At 71.8% G+C, this 22,320-nt stretch carries 20 protein-coding genes; 10 read left to right on the top strand and 10 right to left on the bottom strand.

Annotation, left to right across the window (positions count from 1 at the left end; all coding sequences use genetic code 11):
* Positions 1-133: 133 nt before the first annotated feature.
* Together cpaB and ACFYW7_RS22000 are read right to left on the bottom strand one after the other, a co-directional pair.
* Positions 134-847: a Flp pilus assembly protein CpaB gene (gene cpaB / locus ACFYW7_RS22005; RefSeq protein ID WP_389504833.1), complete on the bottom strand. Its 714-nt coding sequence runs from the start codon at positions 845-847 to the stop codon at positions 134-136.
* A 197-nt stretch (positions 848-1,044) separates the two neighbouring features.
* Entirely contained in the window at positions 1,045-1,944 is a 900-nt protein-coding gene (locus tag ACFYW7_RS22000) for a hypothetical protein (protein ID WP_389504831.1), read from the bottom strand.
* Positions 1,945-2,322: 378 nt separating this feature from the next.
* Here ACFYW7_RS22000 and ACFYW7_RS21995 point away from each other — a divergent pair, with 378 nt between their 5' ends.
* Entirely contained in the window at positions 2,323-4,005 is a 1,683-nt protein-coding gene (locus ACFYW7_RS21995; protein WP_389504829.1) for a chitinase, read from the top strand.
* Between the two features lie 292 nt (positions 4,006-4,297).
* The gene (locus ACFYW7_RS21990; RefSeq protein ID WP_389504827.1) at positions 4,298-5,665 is read left to right on the top strand and encodes a M14 family metallopeptidase; all 1,368 of its coding nucleotides are present in this window, start codon (positions 4,298-4,300) and stop codon (positions 5,663-5,665) included.
* Positions 5,666-5,716: 51 nt separating this feature from the next.
* Here the strand turns inward: ACFYW7_RS21990 and ACFYW7_RS21985 are convergent, their stop codons facing one another.
* The 5 genes from ACFYW7_RS21985 to ACFYW7_RS21965 all read right to left on the bottom strand — a co-directional run bounded on the left by ACFYW7_RS21985 (position 5,717) and on the right by ACFYW7_RS21965 (position 10,380).
* Complete coding sequence (locus ACFYW7_RS21985) at positions 5,717-6,466, bottom strand: hypothetical protein (protein ID WP_389504825.1); 750 nt, start codon at positions 6,464-6,466, stop codon at positions 5,717-5,719.
* Between the two features lie 64 nt (positions 6,467-6,530).
* Entirely contained in the window at positions 6,531-8,021 is a 1,491-nt protein-coding gene (locus tag ACFYW7_RS21980) for a GntP family permease (RefSeq protein WP_389504823.1), read from the bottom strand.
* 142 nt (positions 8,022-8,163) lie between these two features.
* Positions 8,164-8,574: a RidA family protein gene (locus ACFYW7_RS21975; protein WP_389504821.1), complete on the bottom strand. Its 411-nt coding sequence runs from the start codon at positions 8,572-8,574 to the stop codon at positions 8,164-8,166.
* Between the two features lie 7 nt (positions 8,575-8,581).
* The gene (locus ACFYW7_RS21970; RefSeq protein ID WP_389504818.1) at positions 8,582-9,349 is read right to left on the bottom strand and encodes an IclR family transcriptional regulator; all 768 of its coding nucleotides are present in this window, start codon (positions 9,347-9,349) and stop codon (positions 8,582-8,584) included.
* Positions 9,346-10,380 carry a sugar kinase gene (locus ACFYW7_RS21965; protein ID WP_389505563.1) on the bottom strand — a complete coding sequence of 345 codons (1,035 nt, stop codon included), beginning with the start codon at positions 10,378-10,380 and terminating at the stop codon, positions 9,346-9,348. The genes ACFYW7_RS21970 and ACFYW7_RS21965 overlap by 4 nt, the downstream gene beginning before the upstream one ends.
* 243 nt (positions 10,381-10,623) lie before the next feature.
* On the opposite strand from ACFYW7_RS21965, the gene ACFYW7_RS21960 reads away from it, so the two are divergent.
* Both ACFYW7_RS21960 and ACFYW7_RS21955 read left to right on the top strand, forming a co-directional pair.
* Positions 10,624-11,901 (top strand): amino acid deaminase, encoded by a 1,278-nt coding sequence (locus ACFYW7_RS21960; protein ID WP_389504816.1) that lies wholly within the window; start codon positions 10,624-10,626, stop codon positions 11,899-11,901.
* Positions 11,902-11,917: 16 nt separating this feature from the next.
* Positions 11,918-13,546 carry an amidohydrolase family protein gene (locus ACFYW7_RS21955; protein WP_389504814.1) on the top strand — a complete coding sequence of 543 codons (1,629 nt, stop codon included), beginning with the start codon at positions 11,918-11,920 and terminating at the stop codon, positions 13,544-13,546.
* A gap of 31 nt (positions 13,547-13,577) precedes the next feature.
* Here the strand turns inward: ACFYW7_RS21955 and ACFYW7_RS21950 are convergent, their stop codons facing one another.
* The 3 genes from ACFYW7_RS21950 to ACFYW7_RS21940 all read right to left on the bottom strand — a co-directional run bounded on the left by ACFYW7_RS21950 (position 13,578) and on the right by ACFYW7_RS21940 (position 15,792).
* Positions 13,578-14,459, bottom strand: a complete 882-nt coding sequence (locus ACFYW7_RS21950) for a serine protease (protein ID WP_389504812.1) — start codon at positions 14,457-14,459, stop codon at positions 13,578-13,580.
* A 346-nt stretch (positions 14,460-14,805) separates the two neighbouring features.
* Positions 14,806-14,976, bottom strand: a complete 171-nt coding sequence (locus ACFYW7_RS21945) for a hypothetical protein (RefSeq protein ID WP_389504809.1) — start codon at positions 14,974-14,976, stop codon at positions 14,806-14,808.
* Between the two features lie 123 nt (positions 14,977-15,099).
* A complete protein-coding gene (locus tag ACFYW7_RS21940) occupies positions 15,100-15,792 on the bottom strand; it encodes a hypothetical protein (RefSeq protein ID WP_389504807.1) in 693 nt (230 codons plus the stop codon).
* A 126-nt stretch (positions 15,793-15,918) separates the two neighbouring features.
* Here ACFYW7_RS21940 and ACFYW7_RS21935 point away from each other — a divergent pair, with 126 nt between their 5' ends.
* The 6 genes from ACFYW7_RS21935 to ACFYW7_RS21910 all read left to right on the top strand — a co-directional run bounded on the left by ACFYW7_RS21935 (position 15,919) and on the right by ACFYW7_RS21910 (position 22,292).
* The gene (locus ACFYW7_RS21935) at positions 15,919-17,130 is read left to right on the top strand and encodes a pyridoxal phosphate-dependent aminotransferase (protein ID WP_389504805.1); all 1,212 of its coding nucleotides are present in this window, start codon (positions 15,919-15,921) and stop codon (positions 17,128-17,130) included.
* 124 nt (positions 17,131-17,254) lie between these two features.
* The gene (locus tag ACFYW7_RS21930) at positions 17,255-17,677 is read left to right on the top strand and encodes a hypothetical protein (RefSeq protein WP_389504803.1); all 423 of its coding nucleotides are present in this window, start codon (positions 17,255-17,257) and stop codon (positions 17,675-17,677) included.
* 221 nt (positions 17,678-17,898) lie between these two features.
* The gene (locus ACFYW7_RS21925; protein WP_389504802.1) at positions 17,899-18,987 is read left to right on the top strand and encodes a hypothetical protein; all 1,089 of its coding nucleotides are present in this window, start codon (positions 17,899-17,901) and stop codon (positions 18,985-18,987) included.
* Positions 18,984-20,156 carry a toxic anion resistance protein gene (locus tag ACFYW7_RS21920; protein ID WP_389504800.1) on the top strand — a complete coding sequence of 391 codons (1,173 nt, stop codon included), beginning with the start codon at positions 18,984-18,986 and terminating at the stop codon, positions 20,154-20,156. The genes ACFYW7_RS21925 and ACFYW7_RS21920 overlap by 4 nt, the downstream gene beginning before the upstream one ends.
* A complete protein-coding gene (locus ACFYW7_RS21915; RefSeq protein ID WP_389504798.1) occupies positions 20,153-21,697 on the top strand; it encodes a substrate-binding domain-containing protein in 1,545 nt (514 codons plus the stop codon). Before ACFYW7_RS21920 ends, ACFYW7_RS21915 begins: the two co-directional genes overlap by 4 nt.
* Positions 21,684-22,292 (top strand): hypothetical protein, encoded by a 609-nt coding sequence (locus tag ACFYW7_RS21910; RefSeq protein WP_389504796.1) that lies wholly within the window; start codon positions 21,684-21,686, stop codon positions 22,290-22,292. Before ACFYW7_RS21915 ends, ACFYW7_RS21910 begins: the two co-directional genes overlap by 14 nt.
* The last annotated feature ends 28 nt before the right edge of the window (positions 22,293-22,320 follow it).

Raw genomic sequence — 22,320 nt, 5'->3', positions numbered from 1 at the left:
CGGCCCCTCGCACCCGCGTCGCCCGGGGGGTTCGCGACGGCTCCGCGGCGCTGGGCCGCGGAGATCCGTCGGAAGCGGCCTGCTGCGCGGCCTTCGGCGCGGCCCCGTGGGCATGGACCTCATGCGCGGCCTCCTACTTGTCCTCGTCGAGGGTGTACGTACGGTCGCCGGGCGTGACGGCCGCGTCGGAGCCGCCCGCGACCAGGGCGAGCCGGACGTGCTCGGCGAACGACTCGGCGTACGCGACGCGTTGGGCGTCCGCGGTGCCGAGCGCGAAGGTGATGGGGACGGCCTGGTTCGCGCTGTTGCGCCGGTCGGAGCTGGACTGGCCGGGGTCGAGGGCGGTGAGTTTGCCGACGTCGATGACGCGGGCGTTCTCGACGATGACCTTGGACTGGTCGACGCCCTTGTCGTTCTCGGCCTTGAAGGTGGCGTAGATGTTGACCCGCGAGCCGGGGTTGATCTTGCCCGCGACCCCGGTGGCCGCGTCGACCATGATGGCGATCTCCTGCTGTCCGGCGGCGAGCCGGGGCCGCTCCACGATCATGTCGGCCTGGAGCAGGGAGCCCTTCTCCAGCTGGGTGACGGCGATCTTGCCGCGGATCCGGGACAGGCTGGTGACGGCGGTGGACGACAGCCAGCGTTCCGGCATCGAGATCTTCTCGAACTGGTCGGGCGACAGCTCCTTGTAGGGGGCGATGTCGCTCTTCAGGCGGTACGCGGTGACCTCGGGGCCGACCTTGGAGTTCACGTCGCGGATCACCGAGAGGACTCCGGCGAAGGCGCCGAGGGCGCACAGGACCGAGAGGACCAGCAGGATGACGCCGCGGCGCTGGCGCGAGTTCACCGAATCTCACCTCGTGGAGCGGTACCGGGGACTGGACCGGGCTGTCGTGCCTGCCGGGGTTCCGGGGGTCGGCCCCCGGGGTGATGCAGCATGTTCCGGACAACCTCGATCTACGGGGACGGCGGGGTCGGGCGGGCGTGCGGGTCGGGCGGGGTCGGGCAGGTCGTTCCTGGTGCTGTTCGGGTGTGCCGGGGGGCCTAGGTGGCGCCTCGGGGCAGAGCGCGTACCGAGGAGGCTGCCCGGACCGCGGGGGCCGGAGACTCCTGTGGCGAGGGCGGCGGCAGGGGCGCGGCGCAGAACCCGCAGCGGTCGCCGATGAGTTCGAGGCCGCACCAGCGGCACTCCTCCCGCCGGACGGACGAGACGAGCTGGTAGAGGACGGAGACGTCGTACAGTCCCGCGGCGAACTCGACGAGCCGTGGCGTGCCCCACCAGCGGGCCGACTCGCCGGGCAGCGGGACGCTCGCGACGCCCTGGACCCGCCAGGCGGGCGCGAGCGTCGTGGTGACCCAGTCGGAGGGCGGCTGGCCGGCGGCCCAGAGCAGCCGCGTGCCGAACTCGGGCCCGGGCAGCTCCTCCTGACCGACTCTGATCAGTTCGGGCCGGGGATTGGCGAGTACGGCGAACTGGGCGCCCGGTACCCACGACTTGGCGTGCGACTTCAGCGAGACCGGGACCCGGTCGAGCTTGGCGACCGATCCGAGCAGGGCTCCGGCGTAGATGTAGTGGGCGAGCAGCCGGGCGGCGGAGGCCAGGACGCCGGGACTGAAGTCGCAGACGGACAGCTGGCGCAACTGCTGGGCCAGCAGGGCGATCCCGAGCGGCGGCAGGTCGATGCCGAGCAGTGCGATGCGGTCGCTCTCCAGGACGGAGCGGACCGTGTGCAGCCGCTGGACGACGGCGTTCTCGGGGGAGGACGGACCGCCGGAGGAGGACGGATAGAGGGAGATGACGTACCCGTGCTGCTCGATGAGCGCGTGCATCCCGGTGAGGGAGCTCTCCAGCGTGTCCAACGGCTGGACGACCGCCGGCGGGGTCCCCCGGTCGTGCGGTGGGAGCACCAGTTCGGGACTGGTGACGGCTATCGCGGTCGGCACGCTGCACACACCCCGTTCGCTGGGGCGGGGTGGTCAACCACCGCCTCAGATCGCCCCTTTATCGCCATGGAGCGTCACGGACGACCCGGATACGGCCGCAGATCGTCACGGTGACGTCCTCTTGCATCAGCACCATATCCACGGCATGGCCCGCTCAACACCGAATCTCCGAGATCATCTCACCGAAGGTGCGGGCGTGATCAACGGAGAGTTAGGCGGTTCCGACAACTCGACGCCCCCTCAAGGGGGTTGGTGACCCCACAGGTCTTGACAACCGGATTGGTCTGGACCAGCTTGTACCCACCGGCGGTGGCCACCGTTCCGTTCCCCCCTCCCTCCCCCACCTCCCTGGAGGCCCCAGTGGACCGCGTCACCCGTATGCCCGGACGGAGATGGGCGGGAGCCCTCGCCGCCGCCGTCACCGCGTCCGTCCTCTCCCTGACCGGTCTGGCCGGCCAGGCCCAGGCCGCCGACGTCAACAACGTCAAGAACGCCGGCTTCGAGTCGGGCCTGAGCAACTGGACCTGTTCGGCGGGCAGCGGCACGACCGTCTCCTCGCCGGTGCACGGCGGCTCGGCCGCGCTGAAGGCCACGCCCGCGGGGCAGGACTACGCCCAGTGCTCCCAGTCCGTCGCCGTGAAGCCCAACTCGACGTACACCCTGAGCGCCTGGGTGCAGGGTGGCTACACCTACCTCGGTGTGACCGGCACCGGGACGACGGACGTGTCGACCTGGACGCCCAACACCACCTGGACCCAGCTGACGACCACCTTCACCACCGGCGCCTCCACGACGTCGGTGGCGGTCTGGACCCACGGCTGGTACGGGCAGCCCGGGTACCTCGCGGACGACTTCTCGGTGTTCGGCCCCGACGGCGGCGGTGGCGGCGACCCGGCCCCGACGGTCCCGGCGACCCCGGCGGGCCTCACCGTGCCGTCCACGACCTCCTCGTCCGTCTCCCTGGCCTGGAACACGGTGTCGGGCGCGACCGGCTACAACGTCTACCAGGGCGGCTCCAAGGTCCAGGCGGTGAGCGGGACCTCCGCGACCGTCTCGGGGCTCTCCGCCTCCACCTCGTACTCCTTCCAGGTCACGGCGACCAACTCGGCCGGTGAGTCGGCGAAGTCGTCGGCCGTCACCGGGAGGACGACCGCTTCGGGCGGCGGGGGCGGCGGGACCGTTCCCGCGCACGCCGTGACGGGCTACTGGCAGAACTTCAACAACGGCGCGACCGTCCAGAAGCTCTCCGCCGTGCAGTCGCAGTACGACATCATCGCGGTCGCCTTCGCCGACGCCACGAGCACGCCGGGCGCCGTGAGCTTCACCCTCGACTCGGCCGGGCTCGGCGGCTACACCGTCGACCAGTTCAAGGCCGACATCAAGGCCAAGCAGGCCGCCGGCAAGAAGGTCATCATCTCCATCGGCGGCCAGAACGGCACCATCTCGGTGAGCGACTCGGCGTCGGCCGCGAACTTCGCCAACTCCGTCTACTCCCTGATGCAGACGTACGGCTTCGACGGCGTCGACATCGACCTGGAGAACGGCCTCAACGCGACCTACATGTCGCAGGCGCTGCGGTCCCTGTCCGCGAAGGCGGGCTCGTCCCTGGTCATCACCATGGCCCCGCAGACGATCGACATGCAGTCCACGTCGAACAGCTACTTCCAGACCGCGCTGAACATCAAGGACATCCTCACCGTCGTCAACATGCAGTACTACAACAGCGGTTCGATGCTCGGTTGCGACGGCAAGGTCTACTCGCAGGGCTCGGTCGACTTCCTGACGGCACTCGCCTGCATCCAGCTCCAGGGCGGCCTCGACCCGTCCCAGGTCGGCCTCGGCCTCCCCGCCTCCACCAGCGGCGCGGGCAGCGGCTACGTCTCCCCGGCCATCGTGAACAACGCCCTCGACTGCCTGGCCAAGCTCACCAACTGCGGTTCCTTCAAGCCCTCCAAGGCCTACCCGGGCCTGCGCGGCGCGATGACCTGGTCGACGAACTGGGACGCCTCGGCCGGCAACGCCTGGTCGAACGCGGTGGGCCCGCACGTGCACGCGATGTAGCCCCGCCCCCCTCCCGTCCTCCCCGGACCCCGTCCACCGCGACCGCGGCGGACGGGGTCCGGCTGTGCCGCCGGGGGAGAACCGCGCGCCGCACGCCGTCGCGGAGGGGGCCGCCGCACCCCGTCACGGCCGATTCCCGCCACCGGGCTCCGCGTTCTATTGACCTGCTCATGCCACGGCCTCCACCATGAGCGCCACACCCGCACCAGGCACGTCACCTTGAGCCGCCCCCCGGCTCCGCTCCCCCACAATTCCGGAGATCCCGGAATTAACGGAGAAACAAGGAGACTTCATGCGACTTCGCCCACGTGGCAGCGGAAGCGCCGACGGCAGAGGCAGAGGGGGCCGGCGCTCCGCCGCCCTCGCCGTCCTCGCGGCGCTCGCTCTCGCGGCTCCCCTGACCGCCACCGCCACCGACGCCACGGCAAGCGGGGCCAGGGCTCTTCGGCCGTCGTCCGACGACATCAGGCAGTACGAGATCCACCAGAGCTCGACCTCCGCGTCCCGTACCGAGATCCAGCGGTCGGGGGTCACCGTGGACGAGGCCGACGAGGAGACCGTCGTCGTCTCGGGCCGCGCGGACCAGATCGCCGCGCTGCGCAAGAAGGGCTACGACGTCTCACCGCTGGGCGCCGCGCCCGACCGCTCCACCGCCTCCGGCGACGTACGCCTCTTCGACTTCCCGACGGCGGACTCGAAGTACCACAACTACGCCGAGATGAACACGGAGATCAACCAGCGGCTCGCGGCGTACCCGAGCATCATGAGCAAGAAGGTGATCGGTAAGTCCTACCAGGGCCGGGACATCGTCGCCATCAAGGTGAGCGACAACGTCGCCACCGACGAGAGCGAGCCCGAGGTCCTGCTCACCTTCCACCAGCACGCCCGTGAGCACCTCACGGTGGAGATGGCGCTGTACCTGCTGCGAGAGCTCGGGGCCGGGTACGGCGGCGACTCGCGCGTCACGAACATGGTGAACAACCGCGAGATCTGGATCGTCCCGGACCTGAACCCGGACGGCGGCGAGTACGACATCGCGAGCGGTTCCTACCGCTCCTGGCGCAAGAACCGCCAGCCCAACTCCGGCTCCTCGTACGTCGGTACGGACCTGAACCGCAACTGGAACTACAAGTGGGGCTGCTGCGGCGGCTCTTCGGGTTCCACGTCCTCGGAGACCTACCGCGGCGCCTCGGCCGAGTCCGCGCCCGAGGTGAAGGTCGTCGCCGACTTCGTGCGCGGCCGGGTCGTCGGGGGAAAGCAGCAGATCAAGGCCGGCATCGACTTCCACACCTACAGCGAGCTGGTGCTGTGGCCGTTCGGGTACACCAACGCCGACACGGCGACGGGGATGACGGCGGACGACTACAACGCCTTCAAGACCGTCGGCCAGAAGATGGCCGCCAGCAACGGCTACACGGCCGAGCAGGCCAGTGACCTGTACATCACGGACGGCTCGATCGACGACTATCTCTGGGGCACCCAGAAGATCTTCGACTACACCTTCGAGATGTACCCGACGTCCAGCTCCGGCGGCGGTTTCTACCCGCCCGACGAGGTCATCGAGCGGGAGACGTCCCGCAACCGGGACGCGGTGCTCCAACTCCTGGAGAACGCCGACTGCATGTACCGGTCCATCGGCAAGGCGGCGCAGTACTGCTGACATGGGAAACCGCGCGCCCCGTGGTGACCGGGCGCGCGGTTTCCGTACCGCTCAGGCCTTTTCGGCCTTGGTGTCGGCCTTGGCCTCGGCATTGACGTCGGCCTTGGTATCGGCTTCCGCTTCGGCGTCGGCTTCCGTGTCGGCCGCCGAGCCGGACTCCTCCGCCGCCTCCGCCGCGGTGACGGACGTGCCGTTCTGGGCGTCCTCGCCGGCCTCCACGGCCTCGGTGGTGTCGTCACCGTCCTCGAAGTAGGCGTCCAGGACGGCGTCGAGCTGCTCCTCCCACTCCTTGAAGCGTGCTCGGGCGTTCGCCTCGATCTCCAGCGGGTACCAACGGCGGTCCGGCGTGTGCACCGTGACGGTGAACCGCTTGCCGAAGCGCGGCGACTCCGTCTCGACGGCGCCGATCTCGTCCCAGCGGAACTCCGCCTCCTGGTCGTCCAGACGCAGGCGTACCCCTCTGTGGTCGGCCGTGATCGACGCGCGCCGGTCGGCGGCCTCGAAGACGGGACCCTCGGGATCGGGAACGGACTCGGGCCCGGTACCGGATTCCGGTTCCGTCCCGGAGTCGGTCTCCTCCTCGGAGTCGGTCTCCTTCGGGGTCTCGGCGGCGGGCGCCTCGTCGGTCGCCGCGTCCTCGGAGACCGCCTCGTCCAAGACGGACTCCTCGGCGGCCTCCTCGGCCCGCTCGACCACGTCCTTCGGCTCCGCCGGCACGGGTGACGTAAGCCCGGGGACGTACGCCGGGTTCACCGCGGCGGCGTCCAGGGGCTGGCTCTTCGAACCTATGCGCTGCTCCACAGCGGAAGTATGGTCGAAGATCCTGTGCCGGACACAGCCAGCCCCCTGATTGGCTATGCCTCTGTTACACGAAGAGGCTCACCGCGGCGGCCACGGCGAACCCCGCGACGGACAGCACCGACTCCAGGACGGTCCAGGTCCTCAGGGTGTCGCGCTCGCTGATGCCGAAGTACTTGGCCACCATCCAGAAGCCGCCGTCGTTGACGTGCGAGGCGAAGATGGAGCCCGCCGAGATCGCCATGATGACCAGCGCGACGAAGGCCTGCGAGTGGTCGCCCTCGACGAGCAGCGGCGCGACGATGCCGGCCGTGGTGACGATCGCGACCGTGGCCGAGCCCTGGGCGACGCGCAGGACCAGCGAGATGAGGTAGGCCAGGACGATCACCGGAAGGCCCACGTCGTTGAAGGTGTCCGAGAGGGCCTGCGCGACCCCGCTCGCCTTCAGCACGGCTCCGAAGACTCCGCCGGCTCCGACCACGAGCAGGATGTTGCCGACCGGCTTCAGGGACGACGTGGACACGGTCTCCAGGGACTTGCGGGACCAGCCGCGCCGGATGCCGAGCAGGTAGTAGGCGAGCACGAGGGCGATCGTGAGGGCCACGAAGGGGCTGCCGAAGAACTCGACGACGGAGCGGAGGGTGGAGGGGTCCAGGGCGATCGACGAGAAGGTCGCCGCGAGGATCAGCACCAGCGGCGTACCGATGATGCCGAGGACGACGCCGAGCGGAACCGGCTTCTCGTGCGGCTCGACCCCGGCCGCCCGCTGTTCCTCGACGACGGCCCGCTTGGCCTCGGCGGCCGCCTCGACCATGTCCTGCGGTACGGGGACGAAGATGCGCTTGCCGACCCAGGCTGCGTACACCCAGGCGGCCAGCACGGCGGGGACGCCGCAGACGATGCCCATGAGGATGACCCAGCCGAGCTGGACGTGCAGCAGTCCGGCGGCGGCGACCGGGCCGGGGTGCGGGGGCAGGAAGGCGTGGGTCATCGACAGGCCCGCGAGCAGCGGCAGGCAGTAGAGCAGGATCGACTTGCCGGAGCGCTTGGCGGCGGCGTAGACGAGCGGCGCGAGGACGAAGATGCCGACGTCGAAGAAGACCGGGATGCCGAAGACGATGCCGGTCAGGCCCATGGCGAGCGGGGCCCGCTTCTCGCCGAAGAGATTGAGCAGCCGGGATGCCAGCACCTCCGCGCCGCCGCTGACTTCGAGGATCGCGCCGAGCATCGTGCCGAGGCCGATGATGATCGCGACATGGCCGAGGATGCCGCCCATGCCGGATTCGACGACCGACACGGCGGTGGACTTCTGGACCGTGCCGAACAGTTCGGTGACCGAGAGTCCGGCGGCGAGGCCGACGGCTATGGAGACGGCGAGCAGGGCGACGAACGGCTGGAGCCTGACCTTGATGATCAGGAGGAGGAGGAGCGCGATACCGAGGGCGGCGACGGTGAGCAGTCCGGCCGTGCCGTCGAGGAGGAGCAGGAGACCACCGGTGTGGGGTGGCGCCTCGGGAGCGGGGACGGGGGCTGTCGCTGCGAGCGGGTACGACGACATGGAGGGGGGCCTCGTTCTCGGGGGTCCATGGTGCTTTCGGGCAGGGCGGATCGCGGTGCGGCGGCCCAGGGGTGGCGGGCGCCGCACCGTGACGACGTACGAGGTGCGGGAGTTGCGCGGGCGGTGGCCCGGGGGGACGGGGTCAGCCGAGGACGGCGAGCACGTCGATCTCGACGAGGAGTCCGGCCGGCAGGCCGACGTAGACCGTCGTGCGGGCGGCGGGGGGCGCGGTGAGGCCCTGCTCCTCGAAGTACTGGTTGTAGATCTCGTTCATCTCGGCGAAGTGGCCGGTGTCCGTGAGGTAGACGCGGATCATCATCGCGTCGTCCCAGCCGGAGCCGCCCTCTTCGAGGATCGCCTTGACGTTGGCGAGGGTCTGGAGGGTCTGTTCGCGCAGGGTCGGCCCGGCGGGTGTCGGGGGCCTGCCCTCCTCGGCGGGCAGGAAGCCGACCTGGCCGGCGACCTGGAGGATGTTGCCCTTCCTGACTCCGTGCGAGAACTTCGCGGGCGGGGCGGTGTGGGTCGTGGGGGTGAGGGCGGTCTTGTCGGTCATGCGGTGATCATTCCTTCGGTGCTTCCTTCGTGGGGGCTCTGCCGGAGTAGTCGCGGCTGATGGCGTCCGCCGTACGGCGCACCAGCGGGAGCAGGGTGAGCAGTTCGTCGGCGGTGACGACGACGTTGGGCGCGGAGAGGGACATGGCGGCGGCGACGCGTCCGTCGGCACCGCGGACGGGGGCGGCGACGCAGTTGATGGACTCCTCGTGGCCGCCGAGGTCGGTGGCCCAGCCCTGTTCGCGCACCGCCGCCAGCTCCTTGAGGAAGGCGGGCGCGTTGGGGGTCGAACGGGCGGTGTACATGGGGTAGTCGAGCTTGTCGGCGAGGGCGCGGCGCTCGGCCTCGGGCAGGTCGGCGAGGAGCAGTTTGGCGACCGCCGCGACGGTGATGGCGACGGGCTTCCCGATCCGCGAGTACATGCGCACCGGGTAGCGGCTCTCCACCTTGTCGATGTAGAGCACCTCGTTCTCCTCGTGCACGGCGAGGTGGACGGTGTGTCCGCACTGCTCGTTGAGGCGGACGAGGTGGGGGTGGGCGATCTCGCGGACGTCGAGGTTCTCGACGGCCTCCTGGGCGAGGGCGAAGAGGCGGGCGCCGAGGCGGTAGCGCTGGTCGGACTGGCGGTACACGAGACCGTGTTCGTGCAGGGTGCGCAGCAGGCGCAGGGCCGTGGACTTGTGGACGCCGAGGCGGTCGGCGACCTGGCCGAGGTCGGCGGGGCCCTCGGCGAGCAGGGGCAGGATGCTCAGCGCTCGGTCGACGGTCTGGCTCATGGCGTACGTACCTCCTCGGCGGCCCGTGCGTCGGCTTCGGTCCAGCCGGGGCCGAGACGAAGTCTCCCCCACGCCTCGTCGTCCAGGGCGGCCAGCCGGTCGGCGTGGTCGCGGGAAGGCGGCTCGGCGAGGTCGCCGGGGGCGGTGAGGGCGGCGGCGGCCATGAGGTGGCCGTGGCGCAGCCGGTCGCGGACGGGCAGGCCGCGCAGGGTGGCGGAGAGGAAGCCGGCCGCGAAGGCGTCACCGGCGCCGACGGCCGCGACGACGTCGACGTGCAGGGCGCGGACGAGGGTGGCGGTGCCGTCGGCGTCCCCGGTCCCCTCGGGGGCGTCCTTGGTGAACGCGACGGCTCCGCCCCTGCCGTGCTTGACGACCAGGACGGTCGGTTCGGGCAGCGCCTCGCGGATCGCCGCGGCCCCGCTCAGCCCCCAGGCGTCGCGGGCCTCGTCCTCCCCGACGAAGACGAGGTCGGCGCCGCGCGCGAGGTCGAGCAGGACGCGCGGTCCTTCGGGGTGGTCGCGCCACAGCCCCGGGCGGTGGTTGACGTCGAAGGAGACGAGCGGCCGGCCGGGGCGCGGGGCGGTGAGTTCGCGCATCAGGGCGAGGCAGCCGTCGGAGAGCGCGGCGGTGATGCCGGACAGGTGCAGCACGCGTCCGGAGCGGGCGGCGGCCAGGTCCGTGTTCGCGGCCGTCATCGCGGAGGCGGCGGATCCGGCCCGGTAGTAGGCGACTTCGTGGGCGTCGGTGGCCCGGTCGCCCGCGGTGCGGAAGTAGACGCCGGTCGGGCGGCCGGGGTCCCGGCGCACGGCGGAGGTGTCGACGCCGTGCGCGGCGATCGCCTCGACGAGGTGGTCGCCGAACCCGTCGGCGCCGACCCGGCCGACCCAGCGGGCCGGGTGACCGGCCCGGGCGAGCACGCAGGCCACGTTCGACTCGGCGCCGCCGATGCCCCGTTCGAACGACGGCACGTCGGCGAGGCGCCCGGCGCGGGTGGGCAGGAAGGTGACCATGGACTCGCCGAGGGCCACCACGTCGAAGGTGCCGGTGCCGGTGCCGGTATCGGTGCCGACGCCGGTTCCGGTTCCGGCGTCGGGGGACGCGGCACCTGCGGGTCCGTTGCTGGTCACGGTCGTCGGGGCTCCTCGCTCTGGCGGCCGACGGCGGCGAACGGCACCGTTGACCCTGCGTTGGCTGGGATGTTAGACAGCAGTGAGCGACATACGCAATGAGCGTTGCAGACAGTGCAACGCACCTGAGAACGCCCTGGAGGCCCCATGAGCGCCGACTCCGCCGCCGCACCGCTGGCCGCTCTCGCGGCGGACCGCGTCGACCACCGCTTCAAGGGCCTCCCCCCGGACGCGGACGGGCTGAGCGTCGGTGAACTGGCCGCCCAGCGCCGCAACCTCTTCACCGGCGGCTTCACCACGCCCGTCCTCGCGCTCTCCGCCGAGCGCCTGACCCACAACCTCGAACTCATGGAGACGTACGCCACCCGGCACGGCCTCGCGTTCGCCCCGCACGGCAAGACCTCCATGGCGCCCCGGTTGTTCTGGCGGCAGATCGAGCACGGTGCCTGGGGCATCACCCTGGCGGTCCCCCACCAGGTGCGCGTGGCCCGGGAGTTCGGCATCGACCGGATCTTCCTCGCGAACGAACTCGTCGACCCCGCGGCCCTGCGCCGGATCGCCGCCGAGCTGGCCCGGGACCCGGACTTCCGGTTCGTCTGCTACGTCGACTCGGTGCGCGGGGTGGAACTGATGGACGCGGCCCTGCGCGGGAGCGCCCGCCCGGTGGACGTCGTCGTCGAACTCGCCGCGGGTGAGGGCGCCCGCACCGGCGTGCGGACGGAGGCCGGGTGCGCGGCGGTCGCGGACGCGGTGGCGGCGACGCGGACGCTCCGGCTGGCGGGCGTCGCCGGGTACGAGGGCGAGGTCCCGGACGCGGACCCCGAGCGGGTGCGCGCCTGGCTGCGGCGGCTGACCGGGCTCGCGGCGGCGTTCGACGAGGCCGGGCGGTTCAAGGGCCTGGACGAGGTGGTGGTGAGCGCGGGGGGCAGCGCCTGGTTCGACGCGGTCGCCGACGTCTTCGCGGAGATCCCCGAACTCTCGCTCCCCGTACTGAAGCTGCTGCGCTCGGGCGCGTACGTCTCGCACGACGACGGGCACTACCGGAAGCTGACCCCCTTCACCCGGGTCCCCGAGGAGGGCGCCCTGCACCCGGCGTTCCGCCTCTGGTCCCAGGTCGTCTCCCGGCCCTCCGCCGAACAGGCCTTCACCAACGCGGGCAAGCGCGACGCGGCGTACGACCTCGACCTCCCCCTCGCCCAGGTGGTGCGCCGGGACGGCCTCGAACGCCCCGCCGCCGGTATCGAGGTCACCGGCCTCTCCGACCAGCACGCGTGGCTGCGGACGGCGCCGGAGGCGGACCTGGAGGTCGGCGACTGGGTCGGCATGGGCCTGTCCCATCCGTGCACGTCCTTCGACAAGTGGCAGCTGATCCCCCTGGTCGAGGCGGACGGCACGGTCGTCGACTACATCCGCACGTTCTTCTAGAAGCGGGAGACGCTCCATGGACCACGCCGATCTCGTCATCCAGGACGTGGACGTCGCCGACGGCACCGGCGCCACCACCTACCGCGCCGACGTGGCCGTCAAGGGCGGCCGGATCGTCGCGATCGTCAAGGAGGCCGCCGCGGCCGGCTGTCAACGGCCGCGCGGCACAAGGGAGGTGGACGCCGAGGGGCTCGTCCTCTCCCCCGGCTTCATCGACATGCACGCGCACAGCGACCTCGCGCTGCTGACGGACCCGGACCACAGCGCGAAGGTCGCCCAGGGTGTGACCCTCGAAGTCCTCGGCCAGGACGGGCTGTCGTACGCGCCGGTCGACGACCGTACGCTCGCCGAGGTCCGCCGGGCGATCACCGGCTGGAACGGCCACGGCGACGACGTCGACTTCACCTGGCGCTCGGTCGGCGAGTACCTGGACCGCCTCGACCACGGCTTCGACGGCGCGGGCATCGCGGTGAACGCCGCCTACCTGATCCCGCAGGGCACCGTCCGCATGCTCGCGGTCGGCTGGGAGGACCGCGAGGCGAGCCCCCGGGAGCTGGACCGGATGCGGCGGTTGGTGGCGGACGGGCTGCGGGAGGGCGCGGTCGGCATGTCCTCCGGGCTGACGTACACGCCCGGGATGTACGCCGGGGACGCCGAACTCACCTCCCTGTGCCGGGTGGTGGCGGAGCACGGCGGCTACTACTGTCCGCACCACCGCTCCTACGGCGCGGGCGCCCTCCAGGCGTACGAGGAGATGGTGACCCTCGCCCGCGAGGCGGGCTGTCCGCTCCATCTCGCCCACGCCACCATGAACTTCGGCGTGAACGAGGGCAGGGCGCCGGATCTTCTCGCCCTGCTGGACAAGGCGCTGGCCGAGGGCGCGGACATCACCCTCGACACCTACCCGTACACCCCGGGGTGCACCACCCTCGTGGCGATGCTGCCGAGCTGGGCGGGCGAGGGCGGCCCGGAGGCGGTGCTCGCCCGGCTGCGCGACGACGCGAGCGCCGAGCGCGTCCGGCACCACATGGAGGTCGTGGGCGCGGACGGCTGCCACGGTGTCCCCATCGACTGGGACACCATCGAGATCTCGGGGGTGGGCGACCCCCGGCTCGGCGAGTACGTCGGCCGGACCGTCCAGGAGTCCGCCGGCCTGCGCGGCGAGGCACCCTGGGTCACCGCCCGCCGTCTGCTGATCGAGGACCGGCTGGGCCCGACGATCCTCCAGCACGTCGGCCACGAGGACAACGTGCGGGCGATCATGCGCCACCGGGTGCACACCGGCGGCTCCGACGGCATCCTGCGCGGCGACAAACCGCACCCCCGCGCCTACGGCACCTTCCCGCACTATCTCGGCCGGTACGCGCGGGAGTTGGGGGTCCTCTCGCTGGAGGAGTGCGTCGCCCATCTGACCGGCCGCCCGGCCGCCCGGCTGCGGCTGCCCGACCGCGGGCTCGTCCGCGAGGGGTACCGCGCCGACCTGGTGCTCTTCGACCCGGCGACGGTGGCGGCGGGTTCGACCTTCGAGGCGCCGCGCGCCCTCCCGACGGGTATCCCGCACGTCCTGATCGACGGCCGTTTCGTCGTCGAGGACGGACGCAGGACGGACGTGCTGGCGGGACGGGCGGTCCGCCGCACGGCGTGACCACCCGCCCCCGCCCGTCCCGCGGGTCCTCCTACGGCTTGGGCAGGACGCAGCCGCTCTGGTTCAGGGCGAGCCGGTTGCCCGTCGTGAAGCAGGCCGGGATCTGGTAGGTCTCCTCGGCGTAGTTGATCCCCTGGCGGACGGTGACGTTGCCGCTCGCGTCGACCTCGCAGGGGTTGTTCACCGTGCAGCGCTCACCGTCCTCGTTGCCGGTGTTGTTGACGGCGACGACCTTGCCGGTGGACTGGTCGACGACCGGCGAGCCCGAGGTGCCGCCGATGGTGTTGCAGGCGGAGGTGTAGCGGACCGAGTCCTTCCAGGTCCAGCTCCCCTCCTTGAGGCGGTAGGCGAAGCCGTCGATGGAGCAGTTGTAGAGCCTCTTCCAGTAGCCGGAGGCCACGGTGATGGCCGTCCCCGCGACCGGATGCGTGTTCTGCACGGTCAGCGCGCTGATCCCGTAGGAGTTCCTGATGGCCGCGTAGGTGGTGGTGAGCTGGTAGATCGTGATGTCCGTGTCGGTCATCGTGGAGTACGCGACCTTGCTCGCGCGCAGCGTCGCGACCTTGGTGCCCGCGGAGTTGAGCAGACCGAAGGTGCGGCTGGACGCCTGACCGACGATCACCTCACCGGGGTCGGGGAAGCCGGTCTCCAGGCAGTGGCCGTTGGAGAGCACGAGCGCCGGGTCGGTGTCGGCCGAGCCGGGGAAGCGGACGACGGATCCGGAGCAGTTGCTGAGCGCGACGGTCCCGGCGAGGCTGACGGCCTGGAGCGTGGGCGCCGCCGCCCCGGTGTCCGCCGGGACGGCCTGGGCCGAGACGTGCGCGGGGGCGGACTCGGGAGCCGCGACCGCGGGTGCCGCGCCCGCCCCGGCGATCACCAGGGCGAGGAGTGCGGCGACGAGAGGCTTTCTCATGTGGGGGTCCCCTCTTACGACATGGACGACCGGAGGTCCTCCGGTCGTCTTGCGTTGACCGGAGGTCTTCCGGCCCTCTTGTCATGCGCATTGTGAGGGGGGAGGGGAAGGCGGGCAAGGAGCGGATTCCGGCCGAACAGGCGCGAAGCGCCGCCTGTTCCGGCGCCTCCTCGGCATACCGGCCGCGCCGCGCCCCGGAACTCGGTGCCGCAAAGCCGGTGTCACGGAGCCCGGCGCCGCAGGGCCCGGTGCCGCAGGGCCCGGTGTCACGGAGGCCGGTGTCACGGAGCCCGGTGCCGCAGGGCCCGGCGCCACGGAAGAAGCCCGGTGCCGCGTAAGCCCGGTGTCACGTCAAAGCGGTGTCACGTAAGAGCGGCGCGCCGATCGTGGCGGCCCGCGCGCGGAGTTCCCGGGCGCGGGCCTCGCGGTTCGGGGTCGTACGGCTGGAGAAGGTGACGACGGGCCCGGAGTACCGCTCGCCCTCCCGTCGGCCGGTCAGGTCGCCGGGCCGCGCCACCCGGTTCGCCCCGCGCCGCGCGTCCGGGACGAGCGGGCTGGTCCGGGGGACCCCGAGGACGTGTCCGGCGCGGCCCCGCTCGACGGCGGAGCCGGTCCACCGGCACGGGAACGTGCCGGACGGCTATCCGTCTCCGTGGCCGCCGCCGTGCCCGTGGCCGGGTCCGTGCCCGCCGGCGCCGCCCGTCGCCGAGTCCGCCGGCGACGGCGAGGCCGAGTCGGTCGGCGTGGGGGAAGCGGAGACGGACGTGCTCGCGGACGCGCTCGGCGACCCGCTCGCGGACTCACCGGGGGAGACGGCGTCCGCGCTCGCGGACTCCGGGGTCGAGACGGTGACCGACGAAGTGGCCGAGGCCGTCGCCGACGGGCTGGGCGGGGGGTCGCTCCGCGGCGCGACGGAGACGGCCGCGGCGGGCGACTCGTCGCCGACCGGCTCCGCGGGGCCCGTCGCGAGACGCACGGGCCCGGCCGTCGGCCCGGGGTCGCCGCCGCCCGGCCCCTCGAGGGCCCCCGGGTCGAGCGCCCCCACCACGGCGACGCCGAGGACGACGACGCAGGCCGCGCCCCCGGCCACGGCCAGCCGCCGGGTCAGCCGCGTACGCCGGTGACCCCGCGTCCGCTCGCGCCGATCCGCCCGGCCCCCGGGCACGATGTCGAGCGCGGCGGTCTCGTCCCCGTCCCCTTCGGCGGACACCTTGCGCCAGCCGTGCGCCTCGGCCGGATCGTGGTACGCCTCGTAGGCCAGAGGTGTCTCCGCGTCGCCCTGAGGGAGGTACACCTGCGGCCGGGCTTCGGGATCTCCGGGCTGCCAGGACATGAACGCGCATTGTAGGGACCACCTGGCCTTACCGCGTAACGGGAGGACAAAGAGGCCGGTACCGCCATGTCTCACGTGGTGGAAAACACGCCCCCGTGCGCGGTGGGCGGCCGTAAGCTCACGGACATGCAGGTGATCCAGTCCACGAAGCTCGCCAACGTCTGCTACGAGATCCGGGGTCCGGTTCTTGAGGAAGCGATGCGGCTCGAAGCGGCCGGCCACCGCATCCTCAAGCTCAACACGGGCAACCCGGCCGCCTTCGGGTTCGAGTGTCCGCCCGAGATCCTGGAGGACATCCTCCGCAACGTGTCCTCGGCGCACGGCTACGGCGACGCGAAGGGCCTGCTCGCCGCCCGCCGCGCGGTCGTGATGCACAACCAGACCCTCGGCATCGAGACGGACGTCGACCACGTCTTCATCGGCAACGGCGTCTCCGAGCTCATCGTCATGGCGATGCAGGGACTGCTGGACGACGGCGACGAGGTCCTCGTGCCCGCCCCGGACTACCCGCTGTGGACGGCGGCCGTCTCGCTCTCCGGCGGCACCGCCGTGCACTACCGCTGCGACGAGCAGTCGGACTGGATGCCGGACCTCGCGGACGTGGAGCGGAAGGTCACCGACCGCACCAAGGCGATCGTCATCATCAACCCGAACAACCCGACCGGCGCGGTGTACGACGACGCGATGCTCCGGGGGCTCACGGACATCGCCCGGCGCCACAACCTGCTGGTCTGCTCCGACGAGATCTACGACAAGATCCTCTACGACGACGCCACGCACACCTCGACCGCCAAGATCGCCCCGGATCTGCTCACCCTCACCTTCAACGGCATGTCGAAGGCGTACCGGGTGGCGGGCTACCGGGTCGGCTGGATGTCGGTGTCCGGACCCCGCGCGCACGCGTCCTCCTACATCGAGGGACTGACGATCCTCGCCAACATGCGGCTGTGCGCCAACATGCCGGGACAGCACGGCGTGGTGGCGGCGCTCAGCGGGCGGCAGACGATCAACGACCTGGTCCTGCCGGGCGGGCGCCTGAAGGAGCAGCGGGACGTGGCGCACGAACTGCTGACCCAGATCCCCGGCGTGACCTGCGTGAAGCCGAAGGGGGCGCTGTACCTCTTCCCGCGCCTCGACCCGAAGGTCTTCAAGATCAAGGACGACCGGCAGATGGTGCTCGACCTGCTGCGCAGCGAGAAGATCATGGTCGTGCAGGGGACGGGCTTCAACTGGCCCGAGGCGGACCACTTCCGGGTGGTCACGCTGCCGACGGTCGCGGACCTGACGGACGCGGTGACCCGGATCGGATCGTTCCTCGACGGCTACAGCCAGCCGTGACACTCGCGGGCGGCGCCCGGCACGCTCACCGTGCGTACGCGTCGCGCCCCATTTCACGAACCGGCTCAACTTTAGATTGAATCCAAGCTAGGATGGTTTCCTGTCAGGCACAGGAGGCCACCCCATGTACGAACCGATCCGCTCGAAGTCGGTCCACACGGCGGCCGGCGCCCCCTCCTCCGATTTCCCCCACCGGTCGCGCGAGGAGGAGCTGGACATCCAGCTCGCCGGCCATCTCGCGGCGCTGCTCGCCGTCACGGACGAGATCCGCGCGCTCACGCCGTCCGCGGATCTGGACACCGGTGCCGAGCGGCTCGCCGAGCAGGTGACCAGGCTGCGCGGCGGTGCCTCACCGGTCCGCTTCCGGGCCGCCGCGGCATCCCGCGACTCCCGTCCCGCGACCCTCCACCGCCGGGCCCACGCCCTCGCGGGCCGCGCCCTCGTGGTGGCGGCCTCCCGCGCCGACACGGCCGCGGCGATCCTCTCCGCCGAACGCATGGACGCGCACGCCCTGGCCGTCGGAGCCCGCGAGCCGGCGACCCGCTGAGCCCCGGCTCCCCAGCCCGGGGCCCCCATCCGGCCCCGGTCCGCGCGCTCCCGCAGCGACGCGCGGACCGGGTGTCACAGACACCGTGGACACCCGTCACGCGGCCGCGCGCGCCGGCATAGCGGCGGTCTCCCCTCCGGTTGCGTACCGGGACCCGGTGGTCACTCCGCGTTCACCCTCCGGGACCGGGAACGTTGAATTCCGGAGTGCACTCTCCAGGCGTGAGACGTATCGCGGGAATCGTCCTGGCGGTCCTGTTGATCGGCGGAGTGGCAGCAGCCGTCGTCGAGGGCCGCACGGAACAGGACAGGAGCACGGCAACGAAGACCGTGCGCGGCATGATCGGTTCGGAGAAGGCGGAGTTCTTCGCCGACCCCGACGTGGTGAAGGCCCTGGCCGCCAAGGGCTACACCGTGAAGACGGAGACCTCCGGGTCCTGGGCCATGGACGGCCTGGACCTCGAGGGGTACGACTTCGCCTTCCCCTCCAGCCAGGCGCCGGCCGACGAGCTCGCGGACAAGTACCACGTCCGCCGGCCGCTGCCCCGGCCCTTCTACTCGCCCCTCGTGGTGGTGGCCCACCGCGGCGCGGCCCAGGTCCTCGCCGCCAACGGCCTCGCCACCCTCGACAAGCACACCGGCACGCTGAGGATGGCCGCCTATCTGGACGCGGCCCGGCACGAACGGACCTGGCAGCAGCTCAAGGGCGCCGGGGCGCACGGTGAACTGACCGGAACCCTGTACATCGCCAGCACGGACCCGGAATCCTCCAACTCCGGCGCCCTCTACCTCGCCGCCGCCTCCTACGTCGCCGACGGCGGACGCGTCGCCGCCGACACCGCGGCGATCGACCGCACGGCGCCCCTGATGCACCGGCTCATCAGCGTCCAGGGTGCCCAGCAGCCCAGCAGCGAAGCCGCGTTCGGGGACTTCGTCAGCGGCGCCGGCAACCCGCTCGTGCTCGTCTACGAGTCACAGGTCGCCGCCCTCCTCGACGAGGGCGGGGACACCGGCGACCTCACGGTCCTCTACCCGGACACCACCGCCAACAGCGACCACACGGTCGTACCGCTCACCCCGGAGGGCCGCGCGCTGGGTGAACTCCTGAGCAGCGACCCGACCCTGCGCGAGCTCGCCGTCCGGCACGGGTTCCGGCCGCAGGGCTCGACCCGCGAGTTCACGGCGGCGACCGCCGACCGTGCCTCGTACCTCAACCAGAAGCTGACCGGCGTCCGGCAGGCGCCCGTGCCCGCCTCCGAGGTGCTGCACGAGATGGCGCGCCGGGCCGGGAACCAGGGGGACAGCACATGACCACCGAAGAGACCTTCACCCTCACTCCGCCCGAGGCCGTGGCCCCCGTGCCCAGGGACAAGGCCGGCGGACTCGTTCCCGTCGACCCGGGCGTGCGGGACGAGATGGCGCGCCGCGCCGCGGAGTACATCGACGGGCTCGCCCACCTGGACGCCCGCTCCCCCGAGTTCGCCGGCAAGGTCGGGGAGATCGCGGGTCTGGGGTCCGGCGAGATGCGGGGCGCCGCCGCCCAGTCCAACCGCATGCTGGAGCGGACGATCCGCAGTCTGCCCTCGAAGGGTGAGGACGCCCAGTCGCACGTAGCTGGCTCCCTCGTCGAACTCCGGCGCGTGGTCGAGGACCTGGACCCGCGGGACCTGTCCGCGAGCAAGGGCCGGAAGTTCCTCTCCAGGCTGCCCGGCGGCAACAAGCTGCGGGACCACGTCGCCAGGTACGCCTCCGCACAAGGCACGTTGAACAAGATCGTCGGCTCGCTGCGCGGCGGGCAGGACGAACTGCGCCGGGACAACGCGGCCCTGCAGACCGAACGCGTCCGGCTCTGGGAGACGATGGGCAGGCTCCAGGAGTACGTCGTGCTGACCCAGGCCCTGGACTCCGCCGTCGAGGACCACATCGCGGGCGTCGACGCCGCCGACCCCGCCCAGGCGGACACCCTCCGCTCCGACGTGCTCTTCCCGGTCCGGCAGAAGCACCAGGACCTGCTCACCCAGCTCGCCGTGTGCGCCCAGGGCTATCTGGCGATGGACGTGGTCCGGCGCAACAACGAGGAACTCATCAAGGGCGTCGACCGGGCAGCCACCACCACGGTCTCGGCGCTGCGCATCTCCGTGATGCTCGCCTCCGCGCTCGACAACCAGCGCAAGGTCGTCGACCAGGTCAACGCCCTGCGCGGCACCACCGAGGACCTGATCCGCGGCAACGCCGAGATGCTCTCCACCCAGAGCGGCGAGATCCAGCGCATCGCCGCCGACCCGACCATCGGCGCCGAGACCCTGCGCAGCGCCTTCCAGCAGATCTACCGCACCCTCGACGCGATCGACACGTACAAGGCGCGGGCGACCGAGACGATGGCCGCGACCGTGGAGTCCCTGACGTCCGAACTCCAGAACGCCGGAACCTACTTGGAGCGCAGCCGTTCGCAGGGCGCACTGGAGGGCGGGCTCGGATGAGACGGATCCGACAGGCGGCCGGTGCCCTCGTGGCCCTGCTCGCGGTCACGGCCTGCACGGCTCAGGACGGGGGGAGGTCCGACGGCGACAAGGCCCCGGAGCCCGGCACCCTGCGCGTCCTCGCCTCCAGCGAACTCAGCGACATGAAGCCGGTGCTGGACCGGATCGGGCGGGACACCGGCATCACGGTGGAGCCCACCTACACGGGCACCCTCGCCGCGGTGGACCTGCTCGCGAAGGGCGGGGTGGACGGCAGGTACGACGCCGTGTGGCTCTCCTCCAACGACTACCTGCACCTGCGTCCGGACGCGGTACGGAAGGTCGTCTCGGAGACGCCCGTCATGTCCAGCCCGGTGGCCATCGGGGTCAGGCCGGCCACGGTGAGCGCCCTCGGCTGGAAGCCGCGGGACGTCACCTGGTCGCAGGTGGAGAAGGCCGTCGCGAACGGTCGGCTGACCTACGGCATGACCGACCCGGCCCGCTCCAACTCCGGCTTCTCCACGCTGATCTCGGTGGCCTCCGGACTGTCCGGCGCCCAGTCCGCGCTCACCGACGCCGACGTGGACAGGGCGACGCCGCGCCTGCGGGAGTTCTTCGAGGGACAGAAGCTCACCTCCGGGTCGTCGGGCTGGCTGGCCGCCTCCTACCGGCGCCGCGGCACGGTGGACGCCCTGTTCACCTACGAGTCCGTCCTCAAGGGCGTGAAGGGCCTGACGGTCATCCGCCCGCGCGACGGCGTGGTGAGTGCCGACTACCCGCTCACCTCCCTCGCCTCGTCCTCCAAGGACACCCGCGACACGGTCCGGCGCCTCACCGAGGCGCTGCGCGCACCGGCCGCGCAGAAGCTGATCACCGAGCGGACCCACCGCCGCCCGGTCGTCGCCTCCGTCACCCCCGCGGCCGGACTCGACACCGACCGACGGCGCGAACTCCCCTTCCCGGGCACCCGGTCCGTCGCCGACAAGCTCCTCGACGCCTACGAGAACAAGCTCCGCCGGCCGTCCAGGACGGTGTACGTCCTCGACACCTCGGGCTCGATGGGCGGCGAGCGCATCGAGCGGCTGAGGAAGGCGCTCGGCAATCTGACCGGCGACTTCCGCGACCGCGAGGAGGTGACCCTGATGCCGTTCGGCTCGGCGGTCAAGAGTGTCCGCACCCATGTCGTGCGCCCCGAGGCCCCCCGGACCGGACTCGACGCGATCTCCGAGGACGTCCGCGCCCTGAGCGCCTCCGGCGACACCGCGATCTACACCTCCCTGGAGAAGGCGTACGGGCATCTGGGCTCCGACGACGACACGTTCACGTCGATCGTGCTGATGACGGACGGCGAGAACACCACGGGCGCGAGCCCGGCCGACTTCGAGGCCTTCCACCGCCGGCTTCCGGGCGGACAGCGGGAGATCCCCGTCTTCCCCATCCTGTTCGGCGACTCCGACCGGAGCGAACTCCAGCACATCGCCGACCTGACCGGGGGCCGGGTCTTCGACGCCCGCAAGGACACGCTCGACGGCGCCTTCGAGGAGATCCGTGGCTACCAATAGGTTCGTCGGCTTCCTCGAGTCCCGCAAGAACCTCACCGGCAGCGCGTGCGGGATCGCCGGGCTCGCGCTCACCTTCGCCGGGATCGCGGGACCGTACTGGCCCGTCGTCGTCGCGGGCCTGTACGGCGCGGGCGCGCTGATCGCGCCGCCGGAGCGCCCGGCGCTGCCCGACTTCCCGGACCCCTCGGCCCAACTGGAGGAGCTGAGGGCCGACTTCGGCAAGCTGCGGGAGTACCTCGACGGCGTCGAGCTGCCTCCGGCGGCCAGGGGCCGGCTCACCGAGCTGACCGAGGTGCTCACCGCCCTGCTCGATCCGGGCTGGGTCGCCGAGGTTCTCGCCCAGGACCCGGAGGGCGTGCACGCCCTGTCCCGCGCCGTGCGCCAGGACGTCCCCGAGGCGGTCGACACCTTCGTCCGCACCCGGTGGTGGACCCGGCTGACCCCGGGCACCGAACCGCCCGAACGTCACCTGGAGCGTCAACTCGGGCTGCTGCACGAGGAGTCGGAGCGGCTCGCGGCGGCCCTGCGGGAGACGGAGGCACGGCGCCAGGAGTCGCACACCCGCTATCTGGAGGACCGCGGCCGCTCGCAGTGACCGGGCCGACCCCGCCCGGCTCGCTGAT

The sequence above is a fragment of the Streptomyces sp. NPDC002580 genome (assembly GCF_042889485.1).
GTDB lineage: Bacteria > Actinomycetota > Actinomycetes > Streptomycetales > Streptomycetaceae > Streptomyces.
This window is presented reverse-complemented; position numbering and strand designations above follow the sequence as displayed.